19 protein-coding genes are annotated in these 22,940 nt (G+C 73.4%); 8 read left to right on the plus strand and 11 right to left on the minus strand.

The window, feature by feature from the left end; all coding sequences use genetic code 11:
- The first annotated feature begins 132 nt into the window (after positions 1-132).
- Positions 133-1,122 (plus strand): transposase, encoded by a 990-nt coding sequence (locus tag ACFWP2_RS27545; RefSeq protein WP_380456226.1) that lies wholly within the window; start codon positions 133-135, stop codon positions 1,120-1,122.
- Between the two features lie 104 nt (positions 1,123-1,226).
- Here the strand turns inward: ACFWP2_RS27545 and ACFWP2_RS27550 are convergent, their stop codons facing one another.
- Positions 1,227-1,430, minus strand: a complete 204-nt coding sequence (locus tag ACFWP2_RS27550) for a cold-shock protein (RefSeq protein ID WP_030918248.1) — start codon at positions 1,428-1,430, stop codon at positions 1,227-1,229.
- 483 nt (positions 1,431-1,913) lie between these two features.
- On the opposite strand from ACFWP2_RS27550, the gene ACFWP2_RS27555 reads away from it, so the two are divergent.
- The 3 genes from ACFWP2_RS27555 to ACFWP2_RS27565 all read left to right on the plus strand — a co-directional run bounded on the left by ACFWP2_RS27555 (position 1,914) and on the right by ACFWP2_RS27565 (position 3,161).
- Positions 1,914-2,135, plus strand: coding sequence for a hypothetical protein (locus tag ACFWP2_RS27555; protein ID WP_380456228.1), 222 nt, complete (start codon positions 1,914-1,916; stop codon positions 2,133-2,135).
- A 198-nt stretch (positions 2,136-2,333) separates the two neighbouring features.
- Complete coding sequence (locus ACFWP2_RS27560) at positions 2,334-2,696, plus strand: hypothetical protein (RefSeq protein ID WP_380456230.1); 363 nt, start codon at positions 2,334-2,336, stop codon at positions 2,694-2,696.
- Positions 2,697-2,834: 138 nt separating this feature from the next.
- The gene (locus tag ACFWP2_RS27565) at positions 2,835-3,161 is read left to right on the plus strand and encodes a hypothetical protein (protein ID WP_380456232.1); all 327 of its coding nucleotides are present in this window, start codon (positions 2,835-2,837) and stop codon (positions 3,159-3,161) included.
- A 328-nt stretch (positions 3,162-3,489) separates the two neighbouring features.
- Here ACFWP2_RS27565 and ACFWP2_RS27570 read toward each other — a convergent pair whose 3' ends face one another.
- The gene (locus tag ACFWP2_RS27570; RefSeq protein ID WP_380456234.1) at positions 3,490-3,693 is read right to left on the minus strand and encodes a hypothetical protein; all 204 of its coding nucleotides are present in this window, start codon (positions 3,691-3,693) and stop codon (positions 3,490-3,492) included.
- 129 nt (positions 3,694-3,822) lie between these two features.
- Here ACFWP2_RS27570 and ACFWP2_RS27575 point away from each other — a divergent pair, with 129 nt between their 5' ends.
- Positions 3,823-6,897 (plus strand): lantibiotic dehydratase, encoded by a 3,075-nt coding sequence (locus tag ACFWP2_RS27575; protein ID WP_380456236.1) that lies wholly within the window; start codon positions 3,823-3,825, stop codon positions 6,895-6,897.
- Between the two features lie 15 nt (positions 6,898-6,912).
- Here ACFWP2_RS27575 and ACFWP2_RS27580 read toward each other — a convergent pair whose 3' ends face one another.
- The 6 genes from ACFWP2_RS27580 to ACFWP2_RS27605 all read right to left on the minus strand — a co-directional run bounded on the left by ACFWP2_RS27580 (position 6,913) and on the right by ACFWP2_RS27605 (position 15,514).
- Positions 6,913-9,657, minus strand: coding sequence for an NHLP bacteriocin export ABC transporter permease/ATPase subunit (locus ACFWP2_RS27580; protein ID WP_380456238.1), 2,745 nt, complete (start codon positions 9,655-9,657; stop codon positions 6,913-6,915).
- Between the two features lie 110 nt (positions 9,658-9,767).
- Entirely contained in the window at positions 9,768-11,840 is a 2,073-nt protein-coding gene (locus ACFWP2_RS27585; protein WP_380456240.1) for a cysteine peptidase family C39 domain-containing protein, read from the minus strand.
- On the minus strand, positions 11,840-12,640 hold the full coding sequence (locus tag ACFWP2_RS27590) for an HlyD family efflux transporter periplasmic adaptor subunit (RefSeq protein WP_380456242.1): 801 nt from the start codon (positions 12,638-12,640) through the stop codon (positions 11,840-11,842). Before ACFWP2_RS27590 ends, ACFWP2_RS27585 begins: the two co-directional genes overlap by 1 nt.
- A gap of 87 nt (positions 12,641-12,727) precedes the next feature.
- Positions 12,728-12,862: a hypothetical protein gene (locus tag ACFWP2_RS27595; protein ID WP_279383033.1), complete on the minus strand. Its 135-nt coding sequence runs from the start codon at positions 12,860-12,862 to the stop codon at positions 12,728-12,730.
- Positions 12,863-12,906: 44 nt separating this feature from the next.
- On the minus strand, positions 12,907-14,217 hold the full coding sequence (locus ACFWP2_RS27600; RefSeq protein ID WP_380456245.1) for a JmjC domain-containing protein: 1,311 nt from the start codon (positions 14,215-14,217) through the stop codon (positions 12,907-12,909).
- Positions 14,218-14,275: 58 nt separating this feature from the next.
- On the minus strand, positions 14,276-15,514 hold the full coding sequence (locus tag ACFWP2_RS27605; protein ID WP_380456247.1) for a JmjC domain-containing protein: 1,239 nt from the start codon (positions 15,512-15,514) through the stop codon (positions 14,276-14,278).
- Between the two features lie 347 nt (positions 15,515-15,861).
- On the opposite strand from ACFWP2_RS27605, the gene ACFWP2_RS27610 reads away from it, so the two are divergent.
- The 3 genes from ACFWP2_RS27610 (at position 15,862) to ACFWP2_RS27620 (ending at position 19,488) form a co-directional block, all read left to right on the plus strand.
- Positions 15,862-17,025, plus strand: a complete 1,164-nt coding sequence (locus tag ACFWP2_RS27610) for a hypothetical protein (RefSeq protein WP_380456249.1) — start codon at positions 15,862-15,864, stop codon at positions 17,023-17,025.
- 111 nt (positions 17,026-17,136) lie between these two features.
- Positions 17,137-18,306: a YcaO-like family protein gene (locus tag ACFWP2_RS27615; protein WP_380456251.1), complete on the plus strand. Its 1,170-nt coding sequence runs from the start codon at positions 17,137-17,139 to the stop codon at positions 18,304-18,306.
- A gap of 3 nt (positions 18,307-18,309) precedes the next feature.
- The gene (locus ACFWP2_RS27620; protein ID WP_380456253.1) at positions 18,310-19,488 is read left to right on the plus strand and encodes a TfuA-like protein; all 1,179 of its coding nucleotides are present in this window, start codon (positions 18,310-18,312) and stop codon (positions 19,486-19,488) included.
- A 36-nt stretch (positions 19,489-19,524) separates the two neighbouring features.
- Here the strand turns inward: ACFWP2_RS27620 and ACFWP2_RS27625 are convergent, their stop codons facing one another.
- From ACFWP2_RS27625 to ACFWP2_RS27635, 3 genes are read right to left on the minus strand one after another with little or no spacing between them, the layout of a single operon-like run.
- Entirely contained in the window at positions 19,525-20,481 is a 957-nt protein-coding gene (locus ACFWP2_RS27625) for a JmjC domain-containing protein (protein ID WP_380456255.1), read from the minus strand.
- A gap of 6 nt (positions 20,482-20,487) precedes the next feature.
- A complete protein-coding gene (locus ACFWP2_RS27630) occupies positions 20,488-21,315 on the minus strand; it encodes a DUF6065 family protein (protein ID WP_380456258.1) in 828 nt (275 codons plus the stop codon).
- Positions 21,312-22,880 carry a SagB family peptide dehydrogenase gene (locus ACFWP2_RS27635; protein ID WP_380456260.1) on the minus strand — a complete coding sequence of 523 codons (1,569 nt, stop codon included), beginning with the start codon at positions 22,878-22,880 and terminating at the stop codon, positions 21,312-21,314. The genes ACFWP2_RS27630 and ACFWP2_RS27635 overlap by 4 nt, the downstream gene beginning before the upstream one ends.
- Between the last annotated feature and the right edge of the window lie 60 nt (positions 22,881-22,940).

The following is a 22,940-nucleotide window of genomic DNA, read 5'->3' on the forward strand; positions in this document are numbered from 1 at the left end:
CGGCCGCGCGGGTCACCGCCTTCTACGCCAGCGCATCCTGCTCAGCTGACCCAGGGCCCAGGACGATCACCGACTACGAAAATCTTGTAAGAGCCATGAATCAGGTGGACACCCTGATCAAGGGAGACACTGATGAGCTCACTGACGGATCCCCAGATCGAGTCGGTTTCTGACGGTTCGGTTTCGTCAGAGCCTGGTGGGGCCGATGCCTTGGACATGGGTCCGAGGAAGAACACCGGCGGGTCGGATGTGGTGGCGTCGGTCGCCGAGCTGGCGGCCGAGCAGGCCAGGGCCGGCGGGATGCAGCTGCTGGGAGAGGGCGGCCTGCTGCAGCAGCTGACCCGCCACCTGCTCCAGCAGGCGCTGGAAGCAGAGATGGACGAGCACCTGGCCTCGACCGCGGAGCCGGGCCGCTCGGCGCGCAAGGGCGGCAATGCCCGCAACGGCTACCGCATGAAGACGGTGATGACCGAGGCCGGGCCGGTCACGCTCGAGATCCCGCGGGATCGGGCCGGGACGTTCACGCCGAAGGTCGTGCCCCGGCACGCCCGCCGCACCGAGGGCCTGGACAACCTGGTGGTGTCGCTGACCGCGAAGGGCCTGACCTCCGGGGAGATCGTCGCGCACCTGGCCGAGGTCTACGGCATGACCACCAGCAAGGAGACCGTCTCCACGATCACCGACCGGGTCCTGGAGGGCATGGCCGACTGGCGCACACGCCCACTCGATGCGGTCTACCCGGTACTCTTCGTGGACGCCGTGAACATCAAGGTCCGCGACGGACAGGTCGCCAACCGGCCCGTCTACGTCGTCCTGGGGGTCACCGCGGACGGATACCGGGACATCCTGGGCCTGTGGACCTCCAGCGGCGGCGAGGGCGTCACGAGGCGGCTCGGCGGCGCGGGGCGCCGGCAGGAGGTCGCGTGGGAACGGGCCGAAAGTGTGGAGTGTGGGGCGTGGACGGTGGAACCGTGCGGCACGTCACCTCAGGTCTGCGCTCACCGCCGGGGCGGGAACGGAGATCCACGAACCGTGGGATGTCACGGAGGGGCGGCGATACGGACGCGGCACTGTGCGTCTCGTGCGGTGATGGCCGCCGGTGGCGGAGCCAGGGGGGCCTGAACGGCCGGGGATGTGCGGGGCGGAGCAATGCCGAGGGGCCCGCACCGGGCATCATGTACGCGGTGCGGGCCCCTCGCTACCAGGCGGGTGCCGTGGCAGAAGAACTACAGCGGGCGGATGTTCTCGGCCTGCGGGCCCTTCTGGCCCTGCGTGACGTCGAACTCGACCTTCTGGCCCTCGAGCAGCTCACGGAAGCCGTTGGCGTTGATGTTCGAGTAGTGGGCGAAGACGTCGGGGCCGCCACCCTCCTGCTCGATGAAGCCGAAGCCCTTTTCCGCGTTGAACCACTTCACAGTGCCATTAGCCATAAAGAAATCTCCTTCAAGGGGCTGTCCGAAGCGCGCACAGCGCGCGCTTCGAGTCGCCGCGATGAGCACCCACCCGGGGAAGAGCCGGGAAACAAAAATGCGCCTGCGAAACATCAGCAGGCGCACACAAAGTTCATGGGAACCACTACTGCAACTCAAACGACTCTAGCAGGCCCAGGCTCGCCGTGGGTGGATATTCCACCCACGGTTCTGCGACGTCCCTTGCCGAGGGTGCCGGCCGCGAGGCCACGGAGACTGTCAAAGTGATTGCATGGCAGCCCAGTTAGGCATGTCATCCACCCCTTGGGCTCCGCCCGGTCGCTCTCCCCGAGAGGGCGAGTCGCGCAGGCGCCGAGCCTCTGCCCTCGGCGCGGCAGACCCGCGAAAGCGAGTGCCACGCCCACCGTCACCATCCTGAGGCGCTCCGAAATCGAGTGCACGAAGAAGGCGCGCTCCGGCGACTTTCGGCGCATACTGCATGGAATGACGAAATCTGCAGCACCCCGCCGTGTCCTGCCCACCAGTCCCTTCAAAGCCCGGACCGAAGCACCGCGCAAGCACTTCGCCGTCGGTGACCGCGTCACCCACGACACGTACGGCCTCGGCCGGGCCATCGGCGTCGAAGGCGACATCGCGGTACTCGTCGACTTCGGATCGCGACAGGAACGCATCACCCAGCCCTACACCGCGATGTTCAAACTCTGACACCGGACGCACGCCGTTCTCCGCCGAGTCCGCCGCCTCGCGTATGGGGCGGGCCCTGCGGTACACCCCTGGCCGGCGCGACGGCCGGGGGACGGCCCGGCCCTCACGGCTGCCGTACAGCAGGGGCAAGGCTCGTGACTGCCATGGTTGCTGCCCAGGCCCTTGGGTTCGCGGAGGCGGTGTCATATTCTGTGGCACATGTCGAACCCTGACGGGCTGCTCGTCGACATCGCCGCGATGGTCGAGTCCGAGCACAGCAATCAGATGTCGCTGACCGTGGTGGTCCCAGGCGCGGTGATCACCGGCAGGCTCGCGCCGGTGACCCTGTGGTTGGAGCGGGTGGCGGAGGTCCTCCAGGCCTCGGAGCACTTGAAGCCGTTCGCAGCTCTCTTCGCCCCGCCCGCCGACGGCCCGCCCGCACGGCCCACCCATCTGCATCTCCACCGGGCGAAGATCCTGCAGGGCGACTTCGGGCTGCCCCACACCGGCGGCATGTACCGCATCGCCATCGAGGACGTCAGCAGCTGGACGGTCGGGGACCTCAGCTACTCCGATTCCTGATCGCCACATCGGGCCAAGTGGCCGACCGGCTCGATGCCTTGCCTCCCCGCAGCAGCGCGTTCGCCGGGGCCACGACGGCGCAGCCAGCGGGCAAGGGGTGTCCGCGCGGAGGTCAGGGCCGGGTCGTAGTCTGCGGCCATGACCGGAGCCCTCGTTGCGACGCCCCGGGAAGCCTTCGAGACGTTGCCGGCCGGCAACCGGCGGTTCGTGCGGCACACCGTCGACCTGCTGGTGGAGCGCTCCCGCGTGCTCGCCGACGCGGTCGAGGCCGGCCGGGCCGCGGTGGTCGGGCCGTCCTACCGGTCGACGGCACCACCCACCTGGTCACCGCCCGGGGCCTCGACCTACCCGTCGGCTCGGTGGCGTGACCTGGCTGGTCAGCGTTCCTTGAGGTCCGGGACGACCTTGCGCAGCTGGTCGGCGCTGATCGCGCCGGCGCGCAGGAGCTGCTGGCGATTCCGTTGAAGTCGCGCGGACGGGTGCTCTGACCTGCGGAAGCGTTGCTTTTGGGGTTCCGCTCGGCGCTTGCGTCTCGCCGCCAGTCGTCGTTTCGGGTGTCAACGGTTGCTGGGCCCTGCGCCGGCAGATGGCTGTCACTGGCTTGGGGGAGCCGGGGGAGCGCTTGGTGTGCGACTCCGGGCTGCGACCACCGTCTGGGGGGCTTGGTCTCGTAGCGGCACGTACGTGATCAAGGCCATGGCGCCGGTCTACGGCCGTGGAAGCCGTATGCGGACGGCAGTCGGGCCGGCGTCCACATACGGTTGATGGCTTCACCGCCGAGCGCTACTGAAGGTCAGCTCCCGAGGGCCGGTGCGTCCCGGGTGAATTCCAGTAGTGGGTTGGTGGCGGCCTCGTGCCACCGGCCGCGGTGACCGTCGGCGCGTAGCCGGAAGTACACGGTCTCGCGGCGCTCGTCGGCTGCGGTGCCGAAGTGGCCGCCGATGTTGTGGGCGAGCGGGTAGTGGACGAGGACCAGGCTTCCGGCCGCGCCGGCCACCTGGAGCGGGGCGGGCAGGGCCGCGGGCGGGTAGGGGGCGGCCTCGCGCAGGCCGCGGGACCGAGGAATATGCCGAGATCCCTGGTACGGGCCATTGCCACCGTGCTGTCGCCACCGTTGAGTGGGGGCATGACCACCCCTGGGTACGCGGCCGCCGAGCGGGTCGTCCTGCGGATCGCCGCCCTCCCCGTCGGCGCTCTCGACCCACTGGGTCCGCGGGCCGCCCGGTGCGACCCGGACGGGACCGACGAGGAGCTGGCCGCGTACGTGACGGCCCTGGCCTCCCACCCGGTGCTGCGCGAGGCGGTGGAGCTGGCGAGCGACTCGCTCGCGTCGGCGCTGCGGCGGATCGAGCAGGGCCGGGTGCCGCGGCGCGGGCGGCTGGTCGCGGTGGCCGTGGCCCTGACGAAGTACGCCCTGCGGATCACCCGGCGCCCGACCCCCTTCGGAACCTTCGCCGGGGTCGCCTTCGCGGAGCTGACGCCCGCGCCCTACGCGCGGGTCGGCGAAGCGCACCGCAAGTCGGTGCGCCCGGACGCCGAGTGGTTCGCGGGGGTCGTCGACGCGTGCGTGGCGGCGGGCGGGCCGGTCGGCGACGCGCAGGTCGTCGTCAACGACCTGTGCCGGATCCGCGGCGACCGGCTGCACCTGCCGTGGGCGGCACCGGCGGACGGCGCCACGGCGGGGCGGGAGCGATCGGTCCGGCTGGGCCCTGCGGTCCGGTTCGTGTTCGAGCGCGCGGCGCTGCCCGTGCGGTTCTCCACCCTGGCCGGGGAACTGGTGGAGCGCGGGCTGGCACCTGCACCGCACTGGGCCGACGTGCTGCTGCGCCGACTCGTCGCGGCACGGTTCCTGCTCACCTCCCTGACGGCCGAGGTGATCGGCGCTACCGCGCTGGACGAACTGCGGCTGCGCGCCGTCCCGGGGACGCGGGCCGTGCCGGCCGGGGCGCGGGAAGCGCTGGAGGCCTACGCCCGTACGTCGCCGGGTGATGGGCGCGAGGAGCTGCGCCGGGCGAAAGCGGTGCTGCGCGGGGTCCGCGAGTCGGGGCCTCCGCCGCTCCAGGTCGACGTGCGGGCGGACGCCGCGGTGGGCCTGCCGCCCGCTGTCGGCCGCGAACTGGAGCACCTGGCGGCCTCGCTGTGGCGGATGTCGCCGCACCACGGAATCCTGCCGCACCTGGACGCCTATGCCGCGGCTTTCACCGAGCGGTACGGCGACGGGTTGTCGGTGCCGTTGCCCGAACTGACCGACCCCCACCGGGGCCTGGGGCTGCCGGGTGCCGCCCGGCCGGCGGCGCACCGTCGGCCGCGGCCGGGCGGGGAGCGGGACGCGGCACTGGCCCGGCTGGTGCACGACGCGGTGCGCGACGGCGGCCGGGAGGTCCTGCTGGGGGAGGAGACGCTGCGGCGGCTGGAGGTCGCGCACGACGGCGAACCGGGCCCCGCGTCGCTCGAACTGTTCGTCCAGGTCCTCGCGCGGAGCGTGCCGGAACTGGCGGCGGGTGACTTCGCGTTGCTGCTGTCGCCGTCCGGCGGCTCGGAGAGCGCGGGCGCCTCGGCGGGACGCTTCGCCGGCCTCCTCGGGACCCGCGAGGTCGCGGCCCTGGTGGCGGAACCCGCACCGCCCGGGGCACTCCGCGCCCAGGTGATGTTCGAACCGGCCGGCGCACGGCACCGCAACATCAGCCAGGTGCCCCGGCTGCTGGACCAGGTCCTGCCGGTCGGGGTCTTCGCCGACCGGTCGGCCCCCGGCACGCTGGACTGGCGGCGGCTGGCCGTCGTCGCCGACCGGGGCCGGCTGCGGCTGGTGGAACCGGAGCGCGGCCGGGAGGTCGTCGTGCGCAAGCCGCACCTGCTGAGCGCGACCGCGGCGCCGCCGCTCGTGCGGTTCCTGCTGGAGCTGTCCACGGTGCGTCAGGCGACCTGGTCGCCGTGGCGCTGGGGGGCGATGGACGCCCACCCGTTCCTGCCGCGGGTGCGGCACGGGCGCGTGGTGGTCACCCCGGCCCGGTGGCGGCCGGCACCGGGCATGCTCGGCCCGGACGTCCCGGCGGCACGGTGGCGGGCGGCCTTCGAGGAGTGGCGGTCGTCGCTGGGCGTGGCCCGGCACGTGCTCGCGGCGGCCGGGGACCGGGTCTGCGCGCTCGACCTGGACGAACCGCTGCACCGCGAGGTGCTCCGGCAGGAGCTGCGCGACGGCAGCGTCGAGGTGCAGGAGGACCTGGCGTCCGCCCCCGATGCCTTCGGCTGGCTCGGTGGGCACGCCCACGAGATCGCGGTGTCACTGACCCGGCTGCCCGATCCCGCGGCGCCGCCGGCCCGCCCCGCCCCGGTGCCGCCGGTCTCGCCCGTGCCCCTCCACAGCCCCGGCGGGGAGTGGCTGTACGTCAAGCTGTACGCGGCCGCGCAGGAGCACGACCGGCTCCTGGCCGGACCGTTGGGGCGCCTCCTGGAGGCGGTGCGGGAGTCGGGGCACACCGACCGCTGGTTCTTCACCCGGTACCAGGATCCGGCCCCGCACCTGCGGCTGCGGCTGCACGGCGATCCGGCGGTGCTGCTGCGCGAGGTGCTGCCGACGCTGCACGCGGGCCTGACGCGGCTGCGGGAGGAAGGGCTGGTCGGCGACTGGGTGCTCGACGGCTACCGCCCGGAGCAGCAGCGCTACGGCGGCCCGGCGGCCCTGGCACTGGCGGAGGAGGTCTTCGCCCTCGACAGCCGGGCGGCGCTCGGCCTGATTCCGGTGTGCGCCGCGGGCGGCGACGGCCTGCCGTCGGAGATCGTGGCGGCGGCGCAGCACGGCGTCCTGCTCGACGCGCTGGGTGACTGGCCGTGGTGGGAGTGGGTGGACCGCCAGTACCCCAACACCGAGGAAGGCCGGCAGTTCTACCGGCGCCACCGGGCGGCGGCGCTCACCCGGATCGTTCCGGGCCGCTGCCTGCAGGCGTTCGGCGGGCTGCCGGGAGCCGGGGCGGTGGCGAGGTTGTGGGCGCGGAGCGGTGCGCCGCGCCGTTTCGGCGAGGCCGTGATCGGCGCGCCGCTCGACGAGCGGACCTCGGTGGCCGTCGACGGGCTGCTGCACATGCAGCACAACCGGCTGATCGGCCCGGATCGTGGGCACGAGACCCGAACGCTCGCGGTGCTGCGGGGCGTGGCACGCGACCACCTCGGCAGCCTGCGCCACCGGAACGCCGGCCCCGGTTGACCGGCGGGGTGGGAGTCAGTGAAGCTGGTGCCGCACCAGCCGGGCGAACGGGCCGTCGGCGTCGGCCATCAGCGCGGCAGGCGCGCCCTGTTGGACCACTCGGCCGGCGTCGAGCACGATGACGTGGTCGGCGTTCACGATGGTGGAGAGCCGATGGGCGATGACGATCCTGGTCGCCCGCTGCCGCAGCGTGCTGTCGGCGACGACCGCCTGGGCCACGTTGTCGAGCGCGCTGGTGGCCTCGTCGAAGAACAGGATGCGGGGCTGCCTGATCAGGGCCTGGGCGATGGCGAGGCGTTGCCGCTGTCCGCCCGACAGGGCGCCGCCGTCGCTCAGCAGCGTCTGCATGCCCATCGGCATGGCGGCGATGTCCTCGTCGAGTCCGGCGAGCCGGGCGGCCTGCCACGCCTCCTCCAGGGTGTGACCGCGTTCGGCGGTGATGGCCTGCAGGATGGTGCCGTCGAGCGGCCGTGCGTGCTGGGTGACCACGCCGCACTGCCGCCGGACGGCGGTGCCGTCCAGGGTCGCCAGGTCGCGGCCGTCGTAGCGGATCACGCCCGAGGACGGCTGCTCGAAGCCGAGCAGCAGGCGCAGAAGGGTCGACTTGCCGCAGCCGCTGGGGCCCACCACGGCGAGCATCTCCCCGGGACCCACCCGCAGGCAGACGTCCCGCAGCACCGGTACACCGGGTTCGTAGCCGAAGGACAGGTGCTCCACGGTGATGTCACCGGCGAGCTGTCCAGGCGCTTCCGCGTCCGCGCCGGCCTCCAGCGGGTGCGCGAGCAGCGGGCGCAGCCGGGTGAACAGCGGGACGGCGGCCAGGGCCGAGTTCAGCGCGACGGCGACCTGCACGGCGCTGCTGACGGCCACCGAGAGCGAGGCGTAGAACGACAGGAACCGTGCCTCGGAGACCCCGGCGCCGACGGGACCGGACGCCAGGAAGACGACGGTCGCACACAGCGGCGGGTAGCAAGCGGCCAGCACGGCCACTGTGTTCTGCAGGCGCACCGCCCGGCGGGTCGCCCACTGCTGGTCGCGGTAGCGTTCCGCCCAGTCGGCGACGACGCGGTCCTCCGCGCCGGCCACCCGGATCTTGGTGTGTGCGCGCAGCAGGTGGAAGACCCGGTCGGTCACGGCACTGCTGCGGGCCAGCAGTTCCTCCTGGGCCCGGGCCTGCAGGAGACCTAGCCGGCCGAGCACGGCGACGGCGGCGAGGATCGGCCCGGTCGCGACCAGGGCGAGTGGCAGGCTGATCCAGTACATCAGCGCCAGGCCGACCACGACGGCCACGGCCGAGTGCAGCATCAGGGAGGTCAGGCCCGCCAGCGCGGTGCGCCCGGCCAGGACGCCGAGGACGGTCTGGGCGAGCTCGCCGGTGGAGCGGCGGCTGAAGAAGCGCACTGGCAGCCGCAGCAGCCGGTCCCACAGCGCCGCTTGGGCGGTGGCCTCCAGCCGTCCCTCCAACCGCAGCAGGGCGGCGTTCTCGACCACCCCGAAGACCGCCGACGCCAGGCCGGCCGCGACCAGCGCCAGGCACAGCTGCGTGATGCTGCCGGTGCGCCCGGCGGGCACGTAGGAGCCCAGGACGGTGCCGGTGGCCAGCGGTACGAGGGAGGCCAGGAGCACGGCGGCGAGCGCGGCTGCGACCATGCGGGCGGTGTCGGCCCGCGAACCGCGCATCGCGTGGCGCAGCAGGTCGCGCAGCCGCAACGGCCCGGCGGGCAGCGGGCGGTGGAAGGTGACAGCGGTCCGCTCCAGGGTCGCGGCGGTGCGCGCGGTGACGGGCGAACTGCCCCCGTCGGGGTCCAGCAGTTGGTAGCGGCCCCACCGCCGCAGCAGGGCGACGGGGGTGCCGTCGGCCGTGCGGTGGCCCAGCAGCGGGCCGTGGTCGAAGCGCCACCAGGGCCCGGTCAGGGCGATCCGGCGGGCCCGGGTGCCGGTGCGGCGTTCCAGGTCCGCGACGGGGTCGCCCTCGTCTCCGGGCCCGGCCAGGGGTCCGGCGGGGGCCGGAGCGGGGGCACGGTCGGGGGCGAGGGGCAGGCCGAGGGCGACGGCGACGGCGGCGTAGCGGTCGGCCGCGTCCGTACCCTCCCCGGGGACGACGGCCGCGACCCGCCCGGGAGCGACCGCGGCCCGCAGGGCGTCCGACGCACGCCGCCGGGCGTCCCGGTCGGCCTGCCCGGAGGCGGCCGCCTGACGGTCCCGGCGCCGTTCCCGGGTGTCGATGGCCGTCTCGGCGGCGCGCAGGGCGTCGGCGAGGCGTACTGCGGCGCGCTCGTGCACGGCAGTGCCGGTGCGGTCCTGCCCACTGTGTGCGGCGTGTACGGCGCCGGTCGGTGGTGCCGCGCAGAGGCTGGGGCCCGGTGCGGACGCGGCGGTGAAGTCGGCCAGCACGCCCAGGACTGTGTCGACGCCGAGGTCGAGGGTGGTGAGCTCGGGGCCGGTCAGGGGGTCGGCGGGGTCCTCGGGCAGGTCGATGGCGCGCAGCCGGGCGTCGGCCAGGGGACGCAGCACGAGCTGGTGGCGGGGTCCGGCGGCGGGGGCGGCCAGGACGGCACCGGGCCCCAGCCGGGCGAGGTGGTGCCAGGGGCCTCCCATCCCCGCCGGGTCGGCTGCGAACAGGTCGGCGGATCCGGCCGCGACCAGCCACAGCACGCCGGTGGAGGTGAGGGTGAGGGGCCCCTGACCGGCGGGTTCGCCGCGGCGGGCGAGGGAGGCCGCGGGCTCAGGGGACGCCGGTGCGGCGGTCCGGGATTCCATGTCAGCCCTCCTTGACCAGCCGGCTGTACAGCCCGCCGGCGGCGAGCAGTTCGTCGTGCGTGCCGCGTTCGCGCACCCGTCCGTCGTCGAAGACGATGATCTCGGCGCTGTCACGCACCGTGCTCAGCCGGTGGGCGATGACGACGACGGCGCAGCCGGTCGGTGACGACGGCTTCGGTCTCGGCGTCCAGGGCGCTGGTGGCCTCGTCCAGGACGAGCAGGCGGGGGTTGCGCACCAGCGCGCGGGCGATCTCCAGGCGCTGGCGTTCACCGCCGGAGAAGTTGCGGCCGTCCTCGGCCACCTGGCAGTGGATGCCGCCGGGGCGCGCGAGGACCGCCTCGAGGACGGCGGCGTCCCGCAGGGCGGCGACGACGTCCTCGTCCGGCACGGAGGGGTCCCACAAGGTGATGTTGTCCCGCAGGCTCGCCTCGAACAGCACGACGTCCTGCTCGACGGAGGCCACGCAGGAGGTCAGGGCCTGGTGCGGCACGTCGTCCAACGGGCGTCCGTCGAGGGTGACGGTGCCGCTCCAGGGCCGGTGCAGGCCCAGCGCGAGGCGGGCGACGCTGGACTTGCCGCTGCCGGAGGCACCGACGAGCGCGACCTGCCGGCCGGGCCGCACGGTCAGCGACACGTCGTGCAGCAGTGGGGGCCGGGTCGGGTTGTAGCCGAAGCTGACACGGTCCAGGACCAGGTGACCGGTCAGCCGGTGCGGTGTGCCCTGCCCGTCGGACAGCGGGTCGGGCTCCGTGGGGGTGCCCCCCGCGTCCTCCGCGTCCTGCGGGGGAACGTCCTCCACGTCCCGGAGGCGGGCGACGAGGACGCCGAAGTCCTGGAGGCGGCCGACGGAGGCGGTCAGCTGGGCCAGCGGGACGCTGAAGCCGGTGACGAACACCTGGAAGGCCGCCAGCGCCCCGATGCTCAGCCGCCCGTGGGCCGCCTGCACCCCGCCGATCAGGAGCAGCAGGGCTCCGTTGACGGCGGCCACCGTCGGGGCGACCGCCATCAGCAGCGAGCCGACGGCGTCGACGCGCTGGCGCCTCGTCACCACCGTGGCCAGGGCGCTCGTCCAGCGCCGGAAGTTCTCGGCCTCGCCGCCGGTCGCCTTGAGCATCTCGATGAGCTGGAGGCTGTTGACGGTGGTCGTGAAGAGCCTGGTCTCGTCGGCCGCCAGCCGGGTGGCGCCGTCGGCACGGGCCCTGGCCGCCTGGCGCGCGGCGGCCAGGTTCACCAGGGACAGGGCCACGGTCACGCCGGTGAGCCAGGTGTCGTACGTCGCCAGCAGGGCGAGGTAGACCGCCGCCGTCAGGGCGTTGACGGCGAGGTTGGTGACGTCGGTGGACAGCACGGTGGCCACGTCGTCGTGGGAGGTCATGCGGCGGGTGAGGTCGGCGGTGCTGCGCCGGCCGTGGAAGGCGGTGGGCAACCGCAGCAGGTGCCGCAGGAAGCGCACCGAGGAGCGGGTGGCGGCGACGAGGCGGACGCGCAGCACGAATCCCTGGCGCAGCGCGGTCACCCCCGCGGTGAGCAGCACCGTGGCGGCCATGAGGGCGAGGAAGAGGGCCTGGGGCTGGTCGCCGTGCGGCAGGACCAGGTCGACGAACCACCGGGTGAGCGCGGGCAGGGCGATGCCCGTGAGGGTGGTCAGCACACCGCAGAGCAGGATGAGCCACAACAGGGGAGCGGTGCCGGCGAGTCGTCCGTGCAGTCCGGCGAGCGGGCCGGGCCGGCGTCCGGCCCGCACGAAGTCGCCGCCGGGGTTCATGGTCAGGGCGAGGCCGGTGAAGCTCTCGTCGAACTCCTCGGCCGAGACGCTGCGGCGGCCGAAGGCCGGGTCGTTCAGGTGGACCAGGTGCCTGCCGAATCGGCGGCTGAAGCCCTCGACGACGAGGAAGTGGTTGAACTGCCAGTACACGACGGTGGGTTGGCGCAGGGTGGCCAGCTGCCCGGGCTCCAGACGCCGTCCCTGGGCGTTCATGCCGTAGCTCCGGGCGGCCCTGACCAGGGCCGCGGCGGTGGCGCCGTCCCGCGAGACCCCGCACGCGATCCGCAGCTCCTCCAGTGGCACGTGGCGTCCGTGGTGTCCCAGCACGATGGCCAGGCTCGCGGCGCCGCACTCCGCGGCCTCCATCTGCTGGACGCGCGGGGTGCGCACCCGGCGGTGCCGCACGGCCGTCGGCATCAGGACACCACCAGGCTGACCGGCCTGACCGGCGGCAGGTCGATGGCGGCACTGACCAGGGTGCGGGTGTCGATCGGGTAGGGCGGCCCCTGCGGCGTGGACCAGCGGTAGCCGCTGACCGTGTTGCCGGGCAGGAGGCGCACGATGACCCGGACCGGCTCGCCCCGGGCCACGAAGTCGCCGGCGAGTTCGGGGTCGGCCAGGAAGGCCGCGAGCTGTGCGCGGCTCTGGGGGTGGGCCCCGACCTCCTGCACGGTGCCGCGCACCACGCCGTACTTCTGGTCGGGGACCGACAGCACCGCGAGGTCCACGTGCTGGCCGGGCCGGACGCGGGCGGCGTCGGCGGGCGGTAGGTAGAGGGCGGCTTCGAGCGGGGAGCCGGCCGGACCCGGTTCGATCACGGCCAGGGTGTCGCGGACGGTCACCTCCCCGCCGACCACGGCCAGCACGGAGGCCATCCGGCCGGCCGAGGCCGCCCGCACCAGGTGCGGCCCGTCGGCGCCCGCGACGGTGAAGAGCACGGTGCCGGGCGTGAACTCGGCGCCCTCGGGTACGGGGGCATCGACGATCCGGCCGGCCACCGGGCTGCGCAGGGTCGTGCTGCAGGCCGCGCGGGTCAGGACTCCGGGGGCGTGCACGGTCTGCGGCAGCGATCCGGCGCAGGCCCACACGGCGCCGCCCGCCACGAGGACGGTGGCCAGCGCGAGCAGCAGCACGCTGCGGGTGCCCGCGAGCACGACCGGGACATCCGACTCCTCGGCCCGGCCGAGTCTGGCCAGGGCGCGGCGACGGAACTCCATACGGGTGTGCACCTTTCGCTTGGCGGGTGCCCGGGCCGGCCGCGATCCGGCGGGAACCGGCCGTCGCCGGCCCGGGCACCCGGTCGATCAGGTGTTCAGCAGGCGCGGGATCGGCAGGGAGGCGCCGGAGACGTCCTCCAGCTCCTCCTCGGTGATGATGATCTCGGTCGCCGCGAGTTCGGCGTCCACGTCCTGGGCGGCATCGATGTCGTTCGCAGCCATGCCTTTTCCTTTCTCTCGAGACAGGAATGTCTTGGTCGGACGCCTCAAGGTTCGGACCGGCCTGATTCCGGGTCAACGGATTGCGGGAGATGTGACGGTAGGTCCCTCGGTGACCCGCGGCGTTCCGGTGCCGGCCGGCGGACGATGCCCGCGCGGTGGAGGGTGCGGATGAGCGCCACGGCCGCCTCCTCGGTGACGCCGGGGATGTCGCGGGCGCACCACGGGACTTGACCGCCCTGGCCCCACCGGGCCGCCAGGAAGCGGGCGGCGGGGCCCTGGAGCGTCAGGGACCGGTCGGCGAGGTCCAGCCGCAGCCGCCCACCGTCGCCGTGGACCATGTCGAACAGGCTCTCGGGGACCAGGACGACGAGGGCGTCGGCGTCGACGGCGGGGCCCAGGGCCGCGGCGACGGGAGCGACATGCGGTTCGTGGTAGCCACCGCGCACCAGCCTGGCGACGCCGTCGGCGAAGGCGGCGCTGTCCACCCGGGCCAGCGCCTCGATCAGTTCCCGCCGCACCTCGTCGGTCACTTCGGTCAGCCGACCGGTGTCGCGGGCCAGGCCCCACGGCAGTTCGGCGCGCAGTCCGGTGAACTCGCCCTTGCGGCTGCCCAGGTGGCGTACCAGCTGCTCGGCGAGCCAGTGCCGGGTGAGCATCGGCACGAACCCGATGGTGACGTGCACCGAGGGCTCGTCGGTGGCGGTGCCGCTGTGCAGCCAGCCGCGGGGGATCCACAGCACGTCGCCGGGGTGCAGGGTCACCTCCAGAGCGGCGGGCTCGTGCGCGAACCGCTCCAGTTGCGCGGCGGTGGGGCCGTTGTCGTGGTTGGTCTCGTGCGGTAGCGGGTCCGGGAAGGGCTGCTCGCGCACCCGCCAGGTCTTGCTGCCGACGGTCTGGACCAGCACGTTGCCGCGCTCGTCGAAGTGGTACGGGAAGCCGGTGTTGCCACGCGGAGTCAGGAAGGCCGTGGCGGTCGTGGCCGTGCCGACTTCGTGGGCGAGGCCGCGGCAGAAGTCACCGACGGGCCGCCAGTACCTGTGGATGTTGTCCAGCACCAGGGTGGCGCCCCGGTCGAGCAGCCCGGTCACCGCCCCGGGGCGCACGTGCCCGGCGAAGGACGGCTCCAGGGACCGCTCGCCCCAGGTGTAGTCGGCCGGCGGCACCTCCCGGCCACCGAGCACGATGCGCACGTCGGCCGCCGACACCCCGTCGCGCAGCAGCTCGTCGGCGCCCTCGAGGTCGAGCAGCCCGGACAGTTCGCCTGCCGGCATCGACCACACCTGCGGAGTGGTGGGCGGGTCCGACAGGAACTCCTCGGGTGACGGCACGAGCTTCGCGAGTGCTCGGTAGCGCATGGTCCGGTCTCTCCGTTCCGGCGGGGAAGCTGCGGTGGGTTGCTCGGGCAGTGCCGGGTCAGTCGGCGTCGGCGCGGCGCGCGACACCCAGCCGCAGCAGGGTCCGCACGAGGTCGAGGGCGGCGGCCTCGCCGGCGAGCGGCGCGATGTCGTGGGCGCACCACCGCTCCCCGCCGTCGGCGGCCCACAGGTCTTCGATGCGGTCGGCGACGGCTCCGCGCAATGTGAGGGTGGTGCTGCCCAGGTGGAGGCGGAGCCGGCCGGCGTCAGCGCGCTCGACACCGGCGACCGCTTCAGGGACCAGGACGACGGGTGTCGTCGGGCCGGTGGGGTCCGCGGTCGCGGAGACCGTCGGTGTGCCGGGCGGCTCCAGGAAGTTCTTGCGGATGTCGCGCACCAGGGAGTCGGCCAGGCCCGCCGCGTCGACCAGGGGCAGGGCCTCGGCGAGTTCCTCGGCCACCTCGGCGAGGACGGCGGCCAGTTCGCCGGGGCTTCGCGTGATGCCCCAGGGCAGTTCCCGGCGGAAGCCGGCGAACTCCGGGCGCCGCTCGTCCAGTCGCTCGGCCAGCTTCCCGGCCAGCCAGTAGCGGGTGAGCATGGGGACGAAGCCGACGGCGACGTGCACGGAGGGTTCCCCGGTCGCGATCCCACTGTGCAGCCAGCCCCGCGGGATCCACAGCACGTCGCCCGGGTGCAGCGTGGTTTCCAGGGCGGGCGGCCGCTGCGCCAGGCGGGCGGATTCGGCCTCGTCGGGCCTGTTGCGGCGCAGCGTCTCGTGCGGCAGCGGGTCGGGGGCCGTCGCCTCGTGCACCCGCCACGTCTTGCTGCCCGAGGTCTGGATGAGCAGGTTGCCGCCCTCGTCGTGGTGGTAGGGGAAACCGGGCTGGTCGGCCGGGGTGATGAAGCCGGTGGCGGAGGCGGGCAGGCCCACCTCGTGGCCGAGCCGACGGCAGAAGTCACCGACCGGTTCCCAGAAGCGGTGCAGCACGTCGAGGACGATCGTGGAGCCGTCACGCAGCAGCGTGCCGACGGCGCCGGGCCGGACCGTGTCGGCGAACGGCCGCTCGATGGGACGCTCCCCCCAGACGTACTCGGCCGGGTCCACGCCCCTGCCGTCGCGCACGGCGCGGAAGGCGGCGGCCGGGACACCGGTGCGCAGCATCCGGTCGATACCGGCGTGGTCCAGCAGCCGGCACAGGGGTTCCGGCGGCATCGACCAGACCTGGGGGCGCGTCGGCGGGTTCGCCACGAAGTCCTCGGGCGACGGGACGATCTGTGACAGGGCGGTGAACCGCACGGCATCCTCCTCGGGGTCGGTGGCCTGGGCCGGCAGCGGTTCCCCAGGCGCCGGGCGGCGGACCCCGCCGGGGCAGGCGGCCCGCTCCACAGCCCACACGCACCGGCACGATTCGACAACCGTCCCGGGGCACATCCTGTGGTGAAGTTCTCGGGTCCGGCGCGGACCGAGAAGTCACCGAAATCCCTGGGGCTGCGCCTTGCCGGGACACCGGTGCCTCTGGTCGACTCGGCGGGGTTCCCCCAGTCGCAGTCGCAGTCGCAGTTCGCAGTTCTTCGCAGTTCTTCGCCGTCCACAGGACAGGACGCCGCAGGACCGGATACGGAAGGGCAGGGCCTGGCGCGCTCATGAACGACGACCTGGTCGCCAACCCGCAGGTGACCCTGGAGGTGTTCCTCTCCGTTCGCAGACGCGGGCGTCCGGTGGAGCGCGTCAGGTTGACGGCCCCCGCCGAACTGGCCCTGCTGCCAGCGCTGTTGGCCGGGCAGCAGGCGACGCCGCAGGAGAAGCGCCAGGCGGCGGTGCGCCTGGGCCTGCTGTTGCCGCCGGACGAGGCCCCGGCCCGACTGGAGGAACTGCGGCTGCGCTGCGATGTCGACGAGGAGCTGCTCGTCCTGCTGCCGCCGCGGGCTGCCGGCCTTCCGGTGCCGGACGCCGCCGAGTTGCGGGTCAACCCCGGTCTCCACGTCCAGTACGGCCCGGAGCTGCCGCAGGCCGTCGCCGCGGACGCACCCGAGGGCCACGCGGTCGTCTCGGGCCCGCGGGACTTCGCCGCCGAACGGCCCGTCGTCTGGGTGCGCGACGCCCGTTCGGGCACCGTGGTGCCCTGGTGGTGCGACGGCACCTGGGGCCCGGACCTGCGGCGGGTCGCCCTGGAGGGCGCGCCCCCCGCAGCGCTCTCCCGGGAGGCGCTGCGGGCCCTGTGGCTGGCGGGCGTGCTCGTGCCCCGCACCCCGCTGGGGCCGCCGGCGGCCCCAGCGGAGGAGAGCGGGGACGGGGTACTGGTCCTGCGCGGGGTGTTCCCTCCGCTGTTCGTGGCGGCGCTGCGGCGGCACTTCCGGCGGATGCGCCGGGAGGGCTGCTTCAGCACGGACCGCCAGCAGGTCCGCGACGGCCTGCGGGACGGCATGTACTGCGACGCCGTCACCCTGTTCGTGCAGCGGCAGCTCGCGCGGGCCGTCACCGCGTGGGCCGGCGAGCCGGTGCGGCCCTCGTACACCTGGGCGGTCACCTACCAGCCCGGGGCCGCCCTCGCGCCCCACCGGGACCGCCCGCAGTGCCGGTGGAACGTCTCGCTGTGCGTGGACGACGACCCGGCCGGCGCGGACCCGTGGCCGTTCCGCATCCGGACCGCCGACCGCCTGCACGAGGTCGCGCTCGGCATGGGCGACGCGGTCGTCTACAGCGGCACCGACGACGAGCACTGGCGCGACCCGCTGCCCGCCGGCCGTCACGTCACGATGTGCCTGCTGCACTACGTCGCCCCGGACTTCACCGGCCCACTGAACTGACCCCCGACCGCAGAACAGGAAGCCGACGTGCGCCAGGTAGCACCGGAAAGTCTCACGTCTCTCGGCCCCTCGTCGTTCGAGCACGGCACCGCGAGGACGGAGGCGGGGCATGTGAGGGACTTCGCCGAAACGTGGGAGTGGCTCGCGCCCTTGCTGCCCCGGGTTCCCATCACGCGGGTGTACGACCTGGCGCCCATCGACTTCATCGGCGTTCCGGTGTGGTCGGCCGTCACGCCCTTGGCCAAGGACCTGGCCGTGAGCATGGGCAAGGGCGCCACGGCCCTCGCGGCGAAACTGAGCGCCGTCATGGAGGCGATCGAGCGGGTATCGGCCGAGGCCCTGCCGCCCGACCGGGTCGTCAGCGGGTCCTATCAGGACCTGGCCGCTTCCGGAGCGGTGGACCCGACGGCGTTCGACCTCCCGTCCGACACGTCGTACCGGCCCGATGCGGTGTTCTCGTGGACGGGAGCGTACGACCTGATGGGGAAGGACCACAGGCTGGTGCCGACCGACCTCGTGCTGAATCCGGCGAGCGAGGGACTCACCGCCCGGATCGAGACGAACGGGCTGGCGTCGGGGAACTCCTATGCGGAATCCGTGCTCCACGCGCTGTACGAACTCATCGAGCGGGACGCCGTGTCCGAGGAGGATTTCTACACCGCCCATCACGACCCGGGGTTCTCTCCGCCCCGCCCGCTGAGGATCGTGGATCCGGCGACCGTGCCACCGGGAACCGCGCGGGACTTCATCGAGAAGTTGGGCGATCAGCGGTTGGTCGTGCGCATTCAGGAGATACCGAGCGCCATCGGTGTGCCGGTGTTCGGCGTGGTGCTCATCGACGACGACTTCTTCGGCTCCGCGGGCGAGTCGGTGACCTTCGGGGGGTACGGCGCCGACCTCGATCCCCGGCGCGCACTGGTCCGTGCGATCACCGAAGCCTGCCAAGCGCACAGTGGTGTCGCCGGCGGCGCTCGTGACGTGTTCGAGAGCGTCCACTCGAAGCGGAGGCCCGCCGAGCAGAAGAGGCGGTCGGAGCTCTACTACGGCTCTCCGACCCTGGCGTTCCCCCAGGAGAGGAGCGGCTGCGACGACGTCCTGCAGGGCATCGAGGAGGTCGTCGGCCGGCTGCGTGCCGCGGGAACGGAGCACTGTCTGGTGACGGAAGTGACGCGCCCGGACCTCGGCGTACCCGTCGTCCGCGTTCTCGTGCCGGGCCTTGCCTGCTCCTACGGTGAGACCTCGCGAACCCCGACTCTCCGCATGCTCGGATCGGTGGTCTGAGCGATGAAAACGACTGTCTTCACTGGTCCTTCCCTGGCACCCGGCCAGGCCCGGGAGCTCCTGCCCGCCGCCGAGGTGCTGCCGCCCGCGAAGCGCGGAGACGTGTACCGGGCGAGGGAGGGAGGCAGCACCCGCATCCTCGTCATCGACGGCACCTTCGCGCACGAACTCCCCGTTTCGACGCGTGAGGTCGTGGACGTCGCCCAGGACGGTGCGCAGATCTTCGGCGCGTCCAGCATGGGGGCCATCCGGGCGGCGGAATGCTGGCCGGCAGGCGTGCGGGGCGTGGGTGCGGTCTACCGGATGTACCGGACGGGGCTGCTGGATTCGGACGACCCGGTGGCGGTCGCGACCGATCCCGACCGGGACTATTCGGCGGTCAGTGTCGCCCTGGTCAACATCCGCGCGGCCGTTCGGAGGCTGCGCGGACTCCGCCTGATCACGTCGTCCCAGCAGGACGCGCTGATCCACGCCGCGACGGCGTTGTACTACCCCGACAGAACATGGCGAATGATCCTCAAGAAAGCAGGAGTGGGAGATCCGGACGGGGCGCTACGAGAAGCCTGTGCGGCCGTCGACATCAAGCGGGCCGATGCGCTGAGCGCTGTTCGCCTGCTGGCTGCTACGCCTGACCACGGCGAATTCGACGACGTGGCCCGGACGCTCGACCGGGGGCCGCGGTACTTCTCTCACGATCCGCTGCTCGGGTACGACCGGCCACGGCTCGACACCGAGCTGCCGTGTTTCCTGGCCGGTGGCGGGCGGTATCGGAAGTACCTGCGGTGGCTGGTCGCCGACGAGCCGGAATTCGACGGCGTCGCCGCGAAGGACTGCCCGAGGTCGCCGCGGAACCCGCTGGCCGAGAAAGCCCTCGCCCGCGTCTTTCGGGACCGGCGGGAGATTCCCCGTCGCCTCATGGAGAAGGTCGCCTCATTCGGGCAGTTCGAGACCGAGGTGATGCTGTGGCACGCGGTACTTCGGCTGGAGGCTCACAAGCTCGGCCACGGCGCCGAGGTGACCCCTGATCACGAACAGCAGGTCCGGGGGAGTGTCGCGCGACACCACGGGTACCAGACGTGGGAGTCGCTCGCAGCGGACCTGCGGGACGGGAACCTCCCCAGTGGCATCCCCTTCGAGTGGGTCGAAGAAGCCTGTGTCCGTCTGATCCACGCGAGGGCGTGACCCGCACCGGCGGGAGCCCGGGCCGGGCTCCCGCCGTCATTCCTCGGAGTCGGGGCCGGGGTCAGCGCCGGGGTCAGAACCGGGGGCAGGGTCGGCCGCGGCGATGGCGGTGAGGCGGCCGCGTGCGCCGGGGGTCTGGAGTCCGGCGGCGGTGCGCTGCGCCTGCGCGACCAGCTCCCGCGGCGAGAGGCGTTCCCACAGCAGGCGAAGGAGTTCGGCCATGGTCTCCTCGGTCCGCGGCCGGGTGGCGAACCCGGGCGGCATCGAGCGGCGGAAGGCGACATCCTGCTCGAAGACCCTGCGGATCCCGTCCTGGATGGCGGTGGACCACAGCACCGGCTCGACGGCGATGGTGAGGTGCAGGGAGGTGACGTCCTCGGTGGCCGCCGCGTGGATGGTGCCGCGCGGCAGGTAGAGCAGATCGCCGGCCCGCAGGAGGAGGTGCCGGTCGTACCGGGCGGCCCCCGGGCTGCTCTCCCGGAACATCCGGCCTTCGAAGGGCAGCGGGGTGCGCACGCCGTAGAGGCGCCAGCGTTTGGTGCCGTGGATCTGCGCGACCAGGACGTCGTGTCCGTCGTGGTGCGGAACGAAGCCCTGGGCGTTGCCGCCGGGGGTGAGGTAGGCGTTGGCCCAGACCTTGGCGCCGGCCCACTGGCCGAGGGCCCGGGTGAGCGGCTGCAGGGGCTCCCAGCGGGAGTCGACGTGCTGCACCTGGAGGGTGGCGCCCGCCTCGAAGGCGTCGTAGACGGTGCCCAGGCGGGTACCCGGTTCGACGGGATCCTTGCGTCCGGCGTGGACCACCCGGAGCTGGTGGAAGTCGGGGCCGGACAGCGCGAGCAGTCTGTCGAAGTCGTCGAGAGTCAGCAACTCCCGGTAGTGGCCGGGCTGTTCGCGCGCCACGTGCAGGGGCTGCAGCTCGCGGAAGTCGCGTTCGAACTCCTCGACGGTGACCGGCGCGAGCAGCCGTGCCAGGTCGAATTCCGGCAGGGGCATGGCTACTTACTCCTTCTCCTCGGCGTTCGGGGCGCGGTCGGTGAACGGTTGGAGGTCCACCTTGCGCCGGTGCTCCGGGAACCGCTCGCCGTGGTGGTTCTCGCCGCGCAGGTAGTGGCGCTGGAACTGCTGTTGGTGCGCCCGGGTGCCCGGGACGAGGCGTTCCTCGCTGAACCGGTCCCGGCTGGCGCTGAAGGCGCGGTAGCCCGCTTCCTCGGGCGATCCGGCCAGTGGGGTGGTCTCGGGCCGGAAACGGGTGAGCTCGTCGCGCCGTTGCGGCACCAAGGCGCACACCGGCTCCCCGGCGCGGAACTCGATCGGGTGGTGCGGCCGGGTGACCTGCCAGTTCATGGTGAAGAACGCGCTGGTCCAGTCGGTCTCGATGAGTCCCGACAGGGCCGTGATCCCGTCCTTGGGCAGATTCGCCGGGCCGCGCACGAGCAGGTCCCAGCCCGGCGGGGTGCGGAAGAGGTAGGGCAGGTGGAAGGTGAGCACGCCGTGCCCGAAGTTGCTGAACGCCGCCCGTCGGGCGTTCTCGTCGGCGTAGCGCACCCGCAGGGCGGGGGCGTGCCGGTTGCCCTCCCATTCGACGGTGAACGTGCTGTTGTTGAGGATCCACCACTCCGACTGGTTGGCCATCATCAGCGGCAGGCAGCGGCGGGCGAAGCCCTCGTCGGTCGCCGCGATCCACTCGCGGTGGACGGGGGCGGGCACCAGGGGCAGGTCGGGGCCGCCGTCGACGGTGTAGGCGGTCAGCGGCAGGGGACTGGCCCCGCCGTCGGCTGGTGCGGCGGAGCGGGGAGCCCGGCCGGGGGTGCGCGGTGGCGTCGTCATCGTTCCTGTCCCATGGCGGTTTCGGGTGCGCCGGGGGTGGCGGCCCGGTGGCCCCAGTCGGCGGAGTTGACGGGTTCCCAGCCGTCCGCGTCCGGCGCACCCGAGGGGGCCGGGGCGTCGTGGGGGCGGGTTCCGAGCAGGAACTCGCCGAGGACGACCTCGCGCGTGCCGTCCAGCCCGAGGGCCGCGGTGACGGTGTCCGGATCAGCGACGCCACGCAGCGCGCAGGGCGCCAGTCCCATGGCGGTGGCCACCAGGTACATCGTCTGGTGCAGGACGCCGAGGTGCTGGAGGGTCAGGGCGTAGGCGATCGCACCGTAGTTCCACGACAGGCGCTGGACGCGTGAGGTGACGGTGATCACCAGGTCGGGGGTGGCCCGGTGCCACGTGCTGATGCGACGGGTCATCACCTCGCCGACCCGCTCGCAGCGCTCGACCGGGACGAGCGCGTGATCGAGCGGATCGTAGTGGTAGGTACCGGCGGGCAGTCCGTCGCAGCGGCTGACGGTGACATACAACTCGAGTTCGTGGATGCCGTCGGTGCCGGGGTAGGGCCGGGAGGTGCGTTCGAACAGCGGGCGGGTGTCCCACGCGTAGTACGGTCCGGGGCGATCGCCGAGGCGGCTGCGGACGCGGGCCGTGCGGTAGAGGAACTCGCCCAGCGCACGGGTGGTGACGGGCTCGTCCCCGTAGTGCTTCCAGGAACGGCGGGACTCCAGCACGACGGTCAGCGGGGGGTCGTCGCGCAGCAGGTCGGCCAGCCGGGGCCGGGGCAGCGGGACGCGGGCGGCACCGGGCGGGTGCGGGCGCACCGCGGGCTGGGGCGGCAGGACGTTGAGGAAGCGCGGCAGGGTGTCGCGCGACGGGGTGCTGCGGGCGGCGAAGAGCAGGTCGTGGAAGTCCCACTGGCGCAGTGCCGGGTCGTCGTCCTCGCCGCCGCGCCCCGGGGTCTCGGCGAGGTCGAGACCGATGAGCAGTCCGGCGAGCCGGGCCATGACCCCGGTGGTCAGACCGGGGTCGCCGGGCCCGGCGACCGACAGCAGGTCCTCGGCGGTGCGGGGTTCGGCCAGCTGCAGGACCGCGGCGCGGGCCATGTCGTCGGTGAGCCGCAGGCGAGCCGGTGAACGGGGGGACTCCAGGACGATGGCGCCGCCGTCGGCGCGCAGCAGGGCGAACCGGGAGAGCCGGATCGGGGTGTCGGCCGCCATCGGGGGCGGCAGGGTCAGCGACAGCGCCCGCAGGGGTTCGACACGCAGCAGGGTGCGGCCGTCGGAGGCGCGCAGGTCGCGCACCAGCAGGTGGCTGAGGTGTTCGAGTACCCGCATGAGGGCGGCGTGGTCCGCCCGGCCCGGCGCCGGTGGCGCCGCCGCCGGGTCGCCCGGCAGCGGCAGGGGGTCGCGGGCGAGGCCGCACAGGACGTCGCGGAGCTCGGGCGGCAGGCCGCGCAGCACGTAGGACCGCGGTGCGCGGTGAACGACGAGCCGGTCGTCGTCGAGGTGGAGGCGCACGTCGGCGGCGAAGGAGACCTGCTGGTCCCCGCCGTCGGCGCCCGGCTCGTTCTGCACTGCTCGGTCCCTTCGTCGTGCGGCCCCGGGGCTCCCACCCGGCATCGTGCGGAGGTCCGC

This window comes from Kitasatospora sp. NPDC058444, from assembly GCF_042721415.1.
In the GTDB taxonomy this organism is placed as follows: domain Bacteria; phylum Actinomycetota; class Actinomycetes; order Streptomycetales; family Streptomycetaceae; genus Kitasatospora.

Excerpts from the sequence above, each read along its gene's own strand:
- ACFWP2_RS27545 (WP_380456226.1), top strand. The coding sequence starts at position 133 with ATGAGCTCACTGACGGATCCCCAGATCGAGTCGGTTTCTGACGGTTCG.
- ACFWP2_RS27550 (WP_030918248.1), bottom strand. The coding sequence starts at position 1,430 with ATGGCTAATGGCACTGTGAAGTGGTTCAACGCGGAAAAGGGCTTCGGC.
- ACFWP2_RS27555 (WP_380456228.1), top strand. The coding sequence starts at position 1,914 with ATGACGAAATCTGCAGCACCCCGCCGTGTCCTGCCCACCAGTCCCTTC.
- ACFWP2_RS27560 (WP_380456230.1), top strand. The coding sequence starts at position 2,334 with ATGTCGAACCCTGACGGGCTGCTCGTCGACATCGCCGCGATGGTCGAG.
- ACFWP2_RS27565 (WP_380456232.1), top strand. The coding sequence starts at position 2,835 with ATGACCGGAGCCCTCGTTGCGACGCCCCGGGAAGCCTTCGAGACGTTG.
- ACFWP2_RS27575 (WP_380456236.1), top strand. The coding sequence starts at position 3,823 with ATGACCACCCCTGGGTACGCGGCCGCCGAGCGGGTCGTCCTGCGGATC.
- ACFWP2_RS27580 (WP_380456238.1), bottom strand. The coding sequence starts at position 9,657 with ATGGAATCCCGGACCGCCGCACCGGCGTCCCCTGAGCCCGCGGCCTCC.
- ACFWP2_RS27585 (WP_380456240.1), bottom strand. The coding sequence starts at position 11,840 with ATGCCGACGGCCGTGCGGCACCGCCGGGTGCGCACCCCGCGCGTCCAG.
- ACFWP2_RS27590 (WP_380456242.1), bottom strand. The coding sequence starts at position 12,640 with ATGGAGTTCCGTCGCCGCGCCCTGGCCAGACTCGGCCGGGCCGAGGAG.
- ACFWP2_RS27595 (WP_279383033.1), bottom strand. The coding sequence starts at position 12,862 with ATGGCTGCGAACGACATCGATGCCGCCCAGGACGTGGACGCCGAACTC.
- ACFWP2_RS27600 (WP_380456245.1), bottom strand. The coding sequence starts at position 14,217 with ATGCGCTACCGAGCACTCGCGAAGCTCGTGCCGTCACCCGAGGAGTTC.
- ACFWP2_RS27610 (WP_380456249.1), top strand. The coding sequence starts at position 15,862 with ATGAACGACGACCTGGTCGCCAACCCGCAGGTGACCCTGGAGGTGTTC.
- ACFWP2_RS27620 (WP_380456253.1), top strand. The coding sequence starts at position 18,310 with ATGAAAACGACTGTCTTCACTGGTCCTTCCCTGGCACCCGGCCAGGCC.
- ACFWP2_RS27625 (WP_380456255.1), bottom strand. The coding sequence starts at position 20,481 with ATGCCCCTGCCGGAATTCGACCTGGCACGGCTGCTCGCGCCGGTCACC.
- ACFWP2_RS27630 (WP_380456258.1), bottom strand. The coding sequence starts at position 21,315 with ATGACGACGCCACCGCGCACCCCCGGCCGGGCTCCCCGCTCCGCCGCA.